Origin of the sequence: Streptomyces azureus, assembly GCF_001270025.1 — a bacterium.
GTDB classification, from domain to species: domain Bacteria; phylum Actinomycetota; class Actinomycetes; order Streptomycetales; family Streptomycetaceae; genus Streptomyces; species Streptomyces azureus.
On sequence record NZ_DF968311.1, the window covers coordinates 1 to 11,238 of the forward strand.

Below are 11,238 nucleotides of genomic sequence, written 5' to 3' on the forward strand. Positions count from 1 at the left end.
GGGTGCGTGGCCCTCGACCACCTCCGCCGCGCGCGGGCCGACCGCCGCGAACGAGGTCTGCGGATGGGCGCTGCGAAGCGCGCCGGGCCAGGTGCGCACGGTCTCCGGGACGACGCCGACCCCGCGCGTGGGGGTGATCCGGGGGTCGTAGGCGGGCATCGTGGCGCGGATGGCCGCCCACCATTCCGGGGGCACGGGCGGGTTGCCCCACAGGGCCGGGTCGGAGAGGTCGCCGGTCTGCGTCGGAACCACCAGCGTGCCCTCCGCGCCGAGCGCGTCGAGCAGTCCCTGCACGACCGCGACGGCCCCGCCGTTGACCCAGCCGAGTGAGCTGAGCGAGGAGTGGCGAGGAGGGTCTCGCCGGGGCGCACACCCAGTTCGGACAGCTGCGTGCGCAGGGTGTCCCGGGTGACAAGAGGGCCGGTCGGAGGGGGTGTGGGCATGGTTCGGGAGTGTCCCCGAAGCGGCATCGGCATGCCACCGGTTTGATCGATCAGAGATCGTTTCCGCAGGTCAGGTTAGCTTTACCTAAGTGATGCAGCGCACCTTCGGGGTGGCCGGACGCCGCTTGCCCGGCCCCGATGAATTACGCAACAATGGCGTTGTGAAAAACGTCGGCGAGGCTCGGGAGACCCCCACGGGGTCCCCTCAGGAGGAGTTCGCGACCGGGGAGCGGTCCACCCGCAACCGGGTCGCGCGGTCCATCCTGGACCACGGTCCGTCGACCGTCGCCGAGCTCGCCGAGCGACTGGGGCTCACCCAGGCGGCCGTGCGCCGGCACCTCGACGCCCTCGCGGGCGACGGTGTCGTGGAGGCGCGCGAGCAGCGGGTCTACGGCGCGCGCACCCGCGGCCGGCCGGCCAAGGTGTTCGCCCTGACCGACTGCGGCCGGGACGCCTTCGACCAGTCGTACGACAAGCTGGCGGCGGACGCGCTGCGCTGGATCGCCGACCGCGAGGGCGGGAACGAGGCGATCGCCGCCTTCGCCCGCGCCAGGATCGCCGCGCAGGCGGGCGCGTACCGCGAGGCGGTCAAGGCCGCCGCGCCCGACCAGCGGACCGAAGCCCTGGCCAAGGCGCTGAGTGCCGACGGGTACGCTGCTACGGCGCGCAGTGCGCCCCACCCGCAGAAGGGTGAACAGCTCTGCCAGCACCACTGCCCGGTCGCCCACGTCGCCGAGCAGTTCCCGCAGCTGTGCGAGGCGGAGACGGAATTTTTCGCGGAGCTGCTCGGTACACACGTACAGCGGCTCGCCACCATCGCGCACGGCGACGGCGTCTGCACGACGTTCATCCCCAAGATTTCCCACAACGCATCTGCAAGCACGGCCGGGAGGAACCCCGCATGACTCTCCCCACGGAGACTGCCCACCCTGAGCTCGAGGGCCTGGGCAAGTACGAGTACGGCTGGGCCGACTCCGACACGGCCGGCGCCTCTGCCAAGCGCGGCATCAACGAGGACGTCGTCCGCGACATCTCCGCCAAGAAGAACGAGCCGGAGTGGATGACCAAGCTCCGCCTCAAGGGCCTGCGCCTCTTCGAGAAGAAGCCCATGCCGAACTGGGGCTCGGACCTGTCGGGGATCGACTTCGACAACATCAAGTACTTCGTGCGCTCCACGGAGAAGCAGGCGGCCTCCTGGGAGGACCTGCCCGAGGACATCAAGAACACGTACGACAAGCTGGGCATCCCCGAGGCCGAGAAGAACCGCCTCGTCGCCGGTGTCGCCGCGCAGTACGAGTCGGAGGTCGTCTACCACCAGATCCGTGAGGACCTGGAGGAGCAGGGCGTCATCTTCCTCGACACCGACACGGCCCTGAAGGAGCACCCGGAGCTCTTCAAGGAGTACTTCGGGACCGTCATCCCCGTCGGCGACAACAAGTTCGCGTCGCTGAACTCCGCCGTGTGGTCGGGCGGCTCCTTCATCTACGTGCCGCCGGGCGTCCACGTGGAGATTCCGCTCCAGGCCTACTTCCGCATCAACACGGAGAACATGGGCCAGTTCGAGCGGACGCTGATCATCGTCGACGAGGGTGCCTACGTGCACTACGTCGAGGGCTGCACCGCCCCGATCTACAAGTCGGACTCGCTGCACTCTGCGGTCGTCGAGATCATCGTCAAGAAGAACGCCCGCTGCCGCTACACGACCATCCAGAACTGGTCGAACAACGTCTACAACCTGGTCACCAAGCGCGCCGTGGCCTACGAGGGCGCGACCATGGAGTGGGTCGACGGCAACATCGGCTCCAAGGTGACGATGAAGTACCCGGCCGTCTACCTGATGGGCGAGCACGCCAAGGGCGAGACGCTGTCCATCGCCTTCGCCGGCGAGGGCCAGCACCAGGACGCGGGCGCCAAGATGGTCCACATGGCGCCGAACACGTCGTCCAACATCGTGTCGAAGTCCGTCGCCCGCGGTGGCGGCCGTACGTCCTACCGCGGTCTGATCGAGATCGGCGAGGGCGCCGCGGGCTCCAAGTCGAACGTGCTCTGTGACGCGCTGCTGGTCGACACGATCTCCCGCTCGGACACCTACCCCTACGTGGACGTCCGCGAGGACGACGTGTCCATGGGCCACGAGGCCACCGTCTCCAAGGTCTCCGAGGACCAGCTCTTCTACCTGATGAGCCGCGGTCTGAGTGAGTTCGAGGCGATGGCGATGATCGTGCGCGGCTTCGTCGAGCCCATCGCCAAGGAGCTCCCCATGGAGTACGCGCTGGAGCTCAACCGGCTGATCGAGCTGCAGATGGAAGGCGCGGTCGGCTGACGCCCACCGCAGTCCCATCAAGCCCTTACGTAACGGAAAGCGAGCACTACGACAGCCATGGCTGAGGCTCAGAACATCCCGGTGGGTTCCACCACCACCGGCTCGATCGCGGTGGCGGCCGAGTCGACCGTCGCCACCCGCATGAGCGCGCCCCCCTCCTTCGACGTGGCGGACTTCCCCGTTCCGCACGGCCGTGAGGAGGAGTGGCGGTTCACCCCGCTGGAGCGCCTGCGCGGGCTGCACGACGGAACCGCCGTCGCCACCGGCAACGGTGTGAAGGTCGACGTCCAGGCACCCGAGGGCGTCACCGTCGAGACCGTCGGCCGCGACGACGCGCGGCTCGGCAAGGCCGGCACCCCGGTGGACCGCGTCGCCGCCCAGGCCTACTCGGCCTTCGAGAAGGCCTCGGTCGTGACCGTCCCGAAGGAGACCGTCCTCACCGAGCCGATCCGCATCGCGGTGCACGGCGAGGGCGGCACCGCCTTCGGCCACCAGGTGATCGAGCTGGGCGCCTTCGCCGAGGCCGTCGTGGTCATCGACCACACCGGTGACGCGGTGCTCGCCGCCAACGTCGACTACCTCCTGGGCGACGGCGCCAAGCTGACCGTCGTCTGTGTCCAGGACTGGGACGACAAGGCCGTGCACGTCGCCCAGCACAACACGCTCGTCGGCCGCGACGCCTCCTTCAAGTCGGTCGTCGTCACCTTCGGCGGCGACCTCGTCCGGCTCCACCCGCGCGTCCGCTACGCCGGCCCCGGCGGCGAGGCCGAGCTGTTCGGCCTGTACTTCACCGACCGCGGCCAGCACCAGGAGCACCGCCTCCTGGTCGACCACAACGTCCCGCACTGCAAGTCGAACGCCGTCTACAAGGGCGCGCTCCAGGGCGACGGCGCGCACGCGGTGTGGATCGGCGACGTGCTCATCGAGGCCGCGGCCGAGGGCACGGACACGTACGAGATGAACCGCAACCTGGTCCTCACGGACGGGGCGCGCGTGGACTCCGTACCGAACCTCGAGATCGAGACCGGCGAGATCGTCGGCGCCGGCCACGCTTCGGCCACCGGCCGCTTCGACGACGAACAGCTCTTCTACCTCATGGCCCGCGGCATCCCGGAACACGAGGCCCGCCGCCTGGTGGTCCGCGGCTTCTTCGCCGAACTGGTCCAGCAGATCGGCCTCCCGGACATCGAGGAGCGCCTGATCGCCAAGATCGAGGAGGAGCTGGAGGCGGCGGTCGGATGACCTTCGTACGCGCCTGCGGACTCGGTGAGCTGGAGGAGGACACCCCGAAGCGGGTGGAACTCGACGGCACACCCGTGTCCATCGTGCAGACCGAGGGCGAGGTGTTCGCGATCCACGACATCTGCTCGCACGCGAACGTCTCCCTGTCGGAGGGCGAGGTCGACGACTGCCACATCGAGTGCTGGCTGCACGGCTCGCGCTTCGACCTCCGCTCCGGCAAGCCCGACGCCCTTCCCGCGACGCGCCCCGTCCCCGTATACCCCGTAAAGATCGAAGGGGACGACGTGCTCGTCTCCCTCACCCAGGAGTCCTGAGGCACCCATGGCTACGCTTGAAATCCGAGACCTGCACGTCACCGTCGAGGTCGAGAACGGCACGAAGGAAATCCTCAAGGGTGTCGACCTCACCGTGAAGCAGGGCGAGACGCACGCCATCATGGGCCCCAACGGCTCGGGCAAGTCGACCCTCGCCTACTCCCTCGCGGGACACCCCAAGTACACGATCACCGGCGGCACCGTCACCCTCGACGGCGAGGACGTCCTGGAGATGTCCGTCGACGAGCGCGCCCGCGCCGGTCTGTTCCTCGCGATGCAGTATCCGGTCGAGGTCCCGGGTGTCTCCGTGTCGAACTTCCTGCGCACCTCCGCCACCGCCATCCGCGGCGAGGCCCCCAAGCTGCGCACCTGGGTGAAGGAGGTCAAGGAGGCCATGGCGCGTCTCAACATCGACCCGTCCTTCGCCGAGCGCAACGTCAACGAGGGCTTCTCCGGCGGTGAGAAGAAGCGCCACGAGATCCTCCAGCTGGAGCTGCTCAAGCCGAAGATCGCGGTCCTCGACGAGACCGACTCCGGCCTGGACGTCGACGCCCTGCGCGTCGTGTCGGAGGGTGTGAACCGCGTCCGTGACACGGGCGAGGTCGGCACCCTGCTGATCACGCACTACACGCGCATCCTCCGCTACATCAAGCCCGACCACGTGCACGTCTTCTCCGGCGGCCGGATCGTCGAGTCCGGCGGTGCCGAGCTCGCCGACAAGCTGGAGGAAGAGGGCTACGAGGCATACACGAAGGGTGGCGCATCCGCGTGACACAGCTGCCGGGCCTCCTCGACACCGAGGCGCTCCGCAAGGACTTCCCCATCCTGGACCGCCAGGTCCACGACGGTAAGAAGCTCGTGTACCTGGACAACGCGGCGACGAGCCAGAAGCCGCGCCAGGTGCTGGACGCCCTCAACGAGTACTACGAGCGCTACAACGCCAACGTCCATCGTGGCGTGCACGTCCTCGCCGAGGAGGCCACGGCGCTGTACGAGGGCGCGCGCGACAAGGTCGCGGAGTTCATCAACGCGCCGTCGCGCGACGAGGTGATCTTCACCAAGAACGCCTCGGAGTCGCTCAACCTCGTGGCGAACATGCTGGGCTGGGCCGACGAGCCCTACCGCGTGGACCACGAGACCGAGATCGTCATCACGGAGATGGAGCACCACTCCAACATCGTGCCGTGGCAGCTGCTCGCGCAGCGCACGGGCGCGAAGCTGAAGTGGTTCGGCCTGACCGACGACGGCCGCCTGGACCTGTCGAACATCGACGAGGTCATCAACGAGAAGACGAAGATCGTCTCCTTCGTGCTGGTGTCCAACATCCTGGGCACCCAGAACCCGGTCGAGGCGATCGTGCGCCGCGCCCAGGAGGTCGGTGCGCTGGTCTGCGTCGACGCCTCGCAGGCCGCTCCGCACATGCCGCTGGACGTTCAGGCCCTCCAGGCCGACTTCGTGGCCTTCACCGGCCACAAGATGTGCGGCCCGACGGGTATCGGTGTCCTCTGGGGCCGTCAGGAGCTCCTGGAGGACCTGCCTCCGTTCCTCGGCGGCGGCGAGATGATCGAGACGGTGTCGATGCACTCCTCGACGTACGCCCCCGCCCCGCACAAGTTCGAGGCGGGCACCCCGCCGGTCGCCCAGGCGGTCGGTCTCGGCGCGGCGATCGACTACCTCAATTCGATCGGCATGGACAAGATCCTCGCCCATGAGCACGCGCTGACCGAGTACGCGGTGAAGCGGCTGCTGGAGGTCCCCGACCTGCGCATCATCGGCCCGACCACGGCCGAGGAGCGCGGAGCGGCGATCTCCTTCACCCTCGGCGACATCCACCCGCACGACGTGGGCCAGGTCCTCGACGAACAGGGCATCGCGGTCCGGGTCGGACACCACTGCGCACGGCCGGTCTGCCTGCGGTACGGAATTCCTGCGACCACGCGAGCGTCGTTCTATCTGTACTCCACGCCGGCCGAGATCGACGCGCTGGTCGACGGCCTGGAGCACGTACGGAACTTCTTCGGCTGAAGGGCGTGCTGAACGGTGAAACTGGACTCCATGTACCAGGAAGTCATCCTGGACCACTACAAGAACCCGCACGGGCGGGGCTTGCGGGATGGCGACGCCGAGGTGCACCACGTCAACCCGACGTGCGGTGACGAGATCACACTGCGCGTGAAGTACGACGGAACGAAGATCGAGGACGTTTCGTACGAGGGCCAGGGCTGCTCGATCAGCCAGGCCTCGGCCTCCGTACTGAACGAACTCCTCGTCGGCAAGGACTTCTCCGACGCGCGCAAGATCCAGGAGACCTTCCTGGAGCTGATGCAGTCCAAGGGGAAGCTCGAACCCGACGACGCGATGGAGGAGATCCTGGAGGACGCGGTCGCGTTCGCCGGGGTGTCCAAGTACCCGGCCCGGGTCAAGTGCGCCCTGCTGAGCTGGATGGCCTGGAAGGACGCGACGGCCCAGGTGCTGGGCGGCGCCGACGCCGAGAAGGAGACGACGGCATGAGCGAGACCGTGGAGATGAAGCCGGCCTCGGAGGAAGAACTCCGTGAGGCCCTGATGGACGTCGTCGACCCCGAGCTGGGCATCGACGTCGTCAACCTCGGCCTGATCTACGGCATTCACGTCGACGAGTCGAACATCGCGACCGTCGACATGACCCTGACCTCCGCGGCCTGTCCGCTGACGGACGTCATCGAGGACCAGGCCAAGTCCGCCACGGACGGCCTCGTCAACGAGCTGCGCATCAACTGGGTCTGGATGCCGCCGTGGGGCCCCGACAAGATCACGGACGATGGGCGGGAGCAGCTTCGGGCGCTCGGGTTCAACGTCTGAGATCCACTGACTGACGAAGGGGCGGCACCCTGCCGGGGTGCCGCCCCTTCGCGTGGTCAGTCCAGCCCGGCCACCAGGCGGAACGACGAGTCCGCGAGGTACAGGCCGTCGTGCTGGTACGGCTCCAGGCGGAGCTGGAAGTTGCGGTGGCGCAGGAAGCGGCCCGGATAATTCACGGACTCCAGCATGACCGCGCCCGAGGAGGCCGCGGGGCGGGGGCAGAAGGTGGCGTCCTTCTCGAACAGGGCCGAGCCGTCGTCGGTGTCCTTGACCAGGACGAAGCTGCGGTGGCGGAGGTAGCGGCCGTCCGCCGTGGTGAAGGAGTGACAGGAGGAGTCGGCGAGGCCGGAGACGCGCTCGAAAGTGGCGTCCTCACGCTGCTCGGGGCCGGAGCCGATCTGGTCCAGGCGTACGTAGCCGTCGCGGACACGCCAGTAGCGGTCGGGGTAGTTGACCGAGCGTATGGATATCCCGGGCGAGGCCGGAGGCTTCGGGGGTTTCGACGTGGCACGGGACGGCGAGGGCTTGGGGGCCTTCTTCTGCGGCTTTGGACTCGAGTCGGCGCCGGTGGGTGCGCTCGTGCTGGGCGTGGGAGTGGGGGACGGGCGGTCGCCGCGCGCGCCCGGGGTTTCGCCTGCGCCCTTTGAGGGGGTCGCGAAGGAGATCAGACCGCCCGGGGCCGAGCTGCCGAGGGTGGTCGGCTCCGCCGCCTCGGGGGCCGGCTCGCCGGACTCGTTCTCCAGCACGGTCACGGCCGTGACGCACGCGGTGATCGTGGCCAGGGCGAGGGCGCCTGCCAGCCAGAGCCGCCGGGTTCCCGGTGCCCGGGTGGTGTCCGGGGCCCAGCCGCTCTCCCACGGGCGGTCCAGTGGGGGCCGGGACTTGTCTTTCGGCATGCTCTGTTTCCTCCGGCGGGCACCCTTGACGGCGGTGCAGTTGTGGTCGCCCGGTGTGTGATCGGTGACACCGTAGTGGACCAAGGGGACCCCTGGGAGGCGTTTGTTGAAAGCGGTATCTCTCCTCTCGTTGCGTACAGGTGTACAGATGTTGTGTACGCTCGTACATATGAGTTATCTGCTGCTGGCCGCGGCCATCGCCGCCGAGGTGGGCGCGACCACCGCCATGAAGTACAGCGACGGTTTCAGCCGGCTCGCGCCCTCGCTGCTGACGCTCCTCGGCTACCTCGTCTCCTTCGCGCTGCTCGCGCAGACGCTGAAGACCGTCTCCGTGGGAACGGCCTACGCGATCTGGGCCGGTGTCGGCACCGCTGCCATCGCCACGATCGGGATCGTCTTCCTGGGGGAGGGGATGACCGTCGCCAAGGCCGCCGGGCTCGCGCTGATCATCATCGGGGTCGTGGTGCTGAACCTGGGAGGTGCCCACTGATGCCCCGCCGCTACGACCCCGAGCGGCGGCAGCGGATCATCGACGCGGCGATCCGGGTCGTCGGGGCGAAGGGCATCGCCGGGCTGAGCCACCGCACCGCCGCAGCGGAAGCCGATGTGCCGCTCGGCTCGACGACGTACCACTTCAAGACCCTCGACGAACTGCTGGTCGCCGCGCTGAGGCAGGCCAACGAGGGCTTCGCCAAGGTCGTCGCCGGGCGGGACGGGCTGGAGGATCCCCGGACCGATCTGGCCGCCGAACTCGCCGCGTGGGTGGGGCAGTGGCTCGCGGGTGACCGCACGGGCGTCGAGCTGGAGTACGAGCTCTACCTCGCCGCCCTGCGCCGGCCCGCCCTGCGGCCCGTCGCCGCCGAGTGGGCCGAGCAGGTCGCCGAGCTGCTGTCCCGGCGTACGGATCCGGTGACCGCGCGGGCGCTGGTGGCGGTCATCGACGGCATCTGTCTCCAGGTGCTGCTGACCGGGGTGCCGTACGACGAGGCGTATGCCCGGGGGGTGCTGGGGCGGGTCGTGGCGGGGGCCGGGGAGTAACGCCGGTGGCGGGTCGCCGCCGGGGAGGGAGCGCGGGGGCGACACCGATGGCCGGGCCGTCGCCGCGCGTCGCCGACCAGCAGTGGGACGTACCGCCCGGCACGTGAGACGGCCCCGCACCGGTTAGCATCGACCGCCGTCGGCCGGTTAGGTTGCCCTCATGACCGACACGACTGCTCCTCGCACCACCGGCGCCGTGGCCGCCGGCCTCGCCACGGTCGCCGCCGACGGCACCGTCCTCGACACCTGGTTCCCTGCCCCTGAACTGGCCGCCGAGCCCGGCCCGTCCGGCACCGAGCGGCTCTCCGCCGAGCAGGCCGCCGAGCTGCTCGGCGGCGGTGCGACCGCGGCGATCGGCCCGGACGCACGCCGGGGCGTCGAAGTGGTCGCGGTCCGCACGGTCATCGCCTCGCTCGACGAGAAGCCGATCGACGCGCACGACGTCTACCTGCGCCTGCACCTGCTCTCCCACCGCCTGGTCAAGCCGCACGGCCAGAGCCTGGACGGCATCTTCGGCTTCCTCGCCAACGTCGCCTGGACCTCGCTCGGCCCGGTCGCCGTCGACGACCTCGAGAAGGTGCGGCTGAACGCGCGCGCCGAGGGCCTGCACCTCCAGGTGACCTCCGTCGACAAGTTCCCGCGTATGACCGACTACGTGGCCCCCAAGGGCGTCCGGATCGCCGACGCCGACCGGGTCCGCCTCGGTGCGCACCTCGCCGAGGGCACCACCGTCATGCACGAGGGCTTCGTCAACTTCAACGCCGGCACGCTCGGCACGTCGATGGTCGAGGGCCGTATCTCCGCGGGCGTCGTGATCGGCGACGGCTCGGACATCGGCGGCGGCGCCTCGACCATGGGCACGCTGTCCGGCGGCGGCAACGTCATCATCTCCATCGGCGAGCGCTGCCTGGTCGGCGCCGAGGCGGGCGTCGGTATCGCCCTCGGCGACGAGTGCGTCGTCGAGGCCGGCCTCTACGTCACCGCCGGCACCCGCGTCACCATGCCCGACGGCCAGATCGTGAAGGCCCGCGAGCTGTCCGGCGCCTCCAACATCCTCTTCCGCCGCAACTCGGTCACCGGCACCGTCGAGGCCCGGCCGAACAACGCGGTGTGGGGTGGGCTGAACGAGATCTTGCACAGCCACAACTGATCGGCGTCGGTCGTCGCCGAGCGCCCTTCCCCTGTCCGAGGACGGCCGGGAAGGGCGCTCGTGCATTCGTCCGTCGGCCTCGGTGGCCGCGCCGCAGCCCGTGTCCGCGGCGCCGGATTCCGACGAGGTACGGACTCCGGCCCCTCGTGAGCCGTAACGGCTTCAGAGGGAAGGGCCCCGGGCCGTGTGTCATCGGCTCTCCGAGCGGGCCCCGTACGAGTTACCCGGCGTGACCTCGTGGTGGTTTTTGCAGATGAACGGGTGGGCGCAGGGTCCGATGAACGGGCGGACGCCGTGTCCGATCAGAAGCCGAACCGATGAAACGAGGACCGGGGCATGAGGAACGAGCGAGGACGGGCCGTGGCGCGCTGTCTGGCCGGGGCGGTCACCGCGCTGGTGGTGTGCTGGCTTCCGGCAGGGGCCGCACACGCCGACGAGACCAACACGGGCTCGCACAACGGCCACCGGGTGGGGCTGGTCAACGTCAACGTCGGCCAGGTCGACGACCCGGCGGAGGACGTGCTGGAGCACACGCTGCTGTTCGGCGACGGGTACGCCTGGAACTGAGCCGGCACACCGCCGGGCCCGGGGCCCGTACCGCACACACTTGCGGTACGGGCCCCGGCTCGTTCTTCGTGTCCGGCAGGTGGCGTAGCGGGCTGCTCCCGCGCGCATCACAAGGGGTACGGGGGCGGGCGGTCCTGCTGAGCGGCGGCGACCGGCACTCGGGCGAGGACCTGCTCCGGAACGCGCTCATCAAGGCGGCGGGCCGCCGGCACCGGATCGACGAACCCGAGGCGTACGTCCGGCAGGTCTCTACCGCCAGCAGGTCAGCCGCTGGCGGCTGAAGCGGCCGAGGCGTGAACTGAGCGTCGCCGAACTGCCGGAGACCGGCACCGCCCCGGACGCCTCCGGTGCGGCCGAGCTGCGTCGGGTGATGCGGGGCGCCCCGGCCCGGCTGACCGCGCGGCAGCGCACCGTGCTCGTGCTGC

Annotated in this window: 13 protein-coding genes and 2 pseudogenes; 13 read left to right on the forward strand and 2 right to left on the reverse strand. The window is 69.5% G+C overall.

Annotated elements, in window-relative coordinates:
- Positions 1–443: pseudogene (locus tag AOQ53_RS21965) on the reverse strand (aminoglycoside N(3)-acetyltransferase); the annotation flags it as partial.
- 161 nt (positions 444–604) lie between these two features.
- On the opposite strand from AOQ53_RS21965, the gene AOQ53_RS21970 reads away from it, so the two are divergent.
- The 8 genes from AOQ53_RS21970 to AOQ53_RS22005 are packed head-to-tail and all read left to right on the forward strand — an operon-like array spanning position 605 to position 7,162.
- Positions 605–1,348: a helix-turn-helix transcriptional regulator gene (locus tag AOQ53_RS21970; RefSeq protein WP_059419767.1), complete on the forward strand. Its 744-nt coding sequence runs from the start codon at positions 605–607 to the stop codon at positions 1,346–1,348.
- Positions 1,345–2,766 carry a Fe-S cluster assembly protein SufB gene (gene sufB, locus AOQ53_RS21975; RefSeq protein WP_020273984.1) on the forward strand — a complete coding sequence of 474 codons (1,422 nt, stop codon included), beginning with the start codon at positions 1,345–1,347 and terminating at the stop codon, positions 2,764–2,766. Before AOQ53_RS21970 ends, sufB begins: the two co-directional genes overlap by 4 nt.
- 57 nt (positions 2,767–2,823) lie before the next feature.
- A complete protein-coding gene (gene sufD / locus AOQ53_RS21980; RefSeq protein WP_059419768.1) occupies positions 2,824–4,008 on the forward strand; it encodes a Fe-S cluster assembly protein SufD in 1,185 nt (394 codons plus the stop codon).
- Positions 4,005–4,322 carry a non-heme iron oxygenase ferredoxin subunit gene (locus AOQ53_RS21985; RefSeq protein ID WP_020273986.1) on the forward strand — a complete coding sequence of 106 codons (318 nt, stop codon included), beginning with the start codon at positions 4,005–4,007 and terminating at the stop codon, positions 4,320–4,322. Before sufD ends, AOQ53_RS21985 begins: the two co-directional genes overlap by 4 nt.
- Positions 4,323–4,329: 7 nt before the next feature.
- The gene (gene sufC, locus AOQ53_RS21990; RefSeq protein WP_059419770.1) at positions 4,330–5,094 is read left to right on the forward strand and encodes a Fe-S cluster assembly ATPase SufC; all 765 of its coding nucleotides are present in this window, start codon (positions 4,330–4,332) and stop codon (positions 5,092–5,094) included.
- Positions 5,091–6,347, forward strand: coding sequence for a cysteine desulfurase (locus AOQ53_RS21995; RefSeq protein ID WP_059419771.1), 1,257 nt, complete (start codon positions 5,091–5,093; stop codon positions 6,345–6,347). The genes sufC and AOQ53_RS21995 overlap by 4 nt, the downstream gene beginning before the upstream one ends.
- Positions 6,348–6,362: 15 nt before the next feature.
- Positions 6,363–6,833 carry a Fe-S cluster assembly sulfur transfer protein SufU gene (sufU, locus tag AOQ53_RS22000; protein ID WP_059419772.1) on the forward strand — a complete coding sequence of 157 codons (471 nt, stop codon included), beginning with the start codon at positions 6,363–6,365 and terminating at the stop codon, positions 6,831–6,833.
- Positions 6,830–7,162, forward strand: coding sequence for a metal-sulfur cluster assembly factor (locus tag AOQ53_RS22005; RefSeq protein WP_010039749.1), 333 nt, complete (start codon positions 6,830–6,832; stop codon positions 7,160–7,162). Before sufU ends, AOQ53_RS22005 begins: the two co-directional genes overlap by 4 nt.
- A 56-nt stretch (positions 7,163–7,218) precedes the next feature.
- On the opposite strand, the gene AOQ53_RS22010 is transcribed toward AOQ53_RS22005, so the two are convergent.
- The gene (locus AOQ53_RS22010; protein ID WP_059419774.1) at positions 7,219–8,058 is read right to left on the reverse strand and encodes an AbfB domain-containing protein; all 840 of its coding nucleotides are present in this window, start codon (positions 8,056–8,058) and stop codon (positions 7,219–7,221) included.
- 169 nt (positions 8,059–8,227) lie between these two features.
- On the opposite strand from AOQ53_RS22010, the gene AOQ53_RS22015 reads away from it, so the two are divergent.
- The 5 genes and pseudogenes from AOQ53_RS22015 to AOQ53_RS46445 all read left to right on the forward strand — a co-directional run.
- Entirely contained in the window at positions 8,228–8,548 is a 321-nt protein-coding gene (locus AOQ53_RS22015) for a DMT family transporter (protein ID WP_059419775.1), read from the forward strand.
- Positions 8,548–9,096 (forward strand): TetR/AcrR family transcriptional regulator, encoded by a 549-nt coding sequence (locus AOQ53_RS22020; protein ID WP_059419776.1) that lies wholly within the window; start codon positions 8,548–8,550, stop codon positions 9,094–9,096. Before AOQ53_RS22015 ends, AOQ53_RS22020 begins: the two co-directional genes overlap by 1 nt.
- Before the next feature lie 160 nt (positions 9,097–9,256).
- Positions 9,257–10,246 (forward strand): 2,3,4,5-tetrahydropyridine-2,6-dicarboxylate N-succinyltransferase, encoded by a 990-nt coding sequence (gene dapD, locus AOQ53_RS22025; protein ID WP_059419778.1) that lies wholly within the window; start codon positions 9,257–9,259, stop codon positions 10,244–10,246.
- Between the two features lie 336 nt (positions 10,247–10,582).
- A complete protein-coding gene (locus tag AOQ53_RS22030; protein ID WP_059419779.1) occupies positions 10,583–10,813 on the forward strand; it encodes a hypothetical protein in 231 nt (76 codons plus the stop codon).
- A 68-nt stretch (positions 10,814–10,881) separates the two neighbouring features.
- Positions 10,882–11,238 (forward strand): annotated as a pseudogene (locus AOQ53_RS46445) (hypothetical protein); the annotation flags it as partial.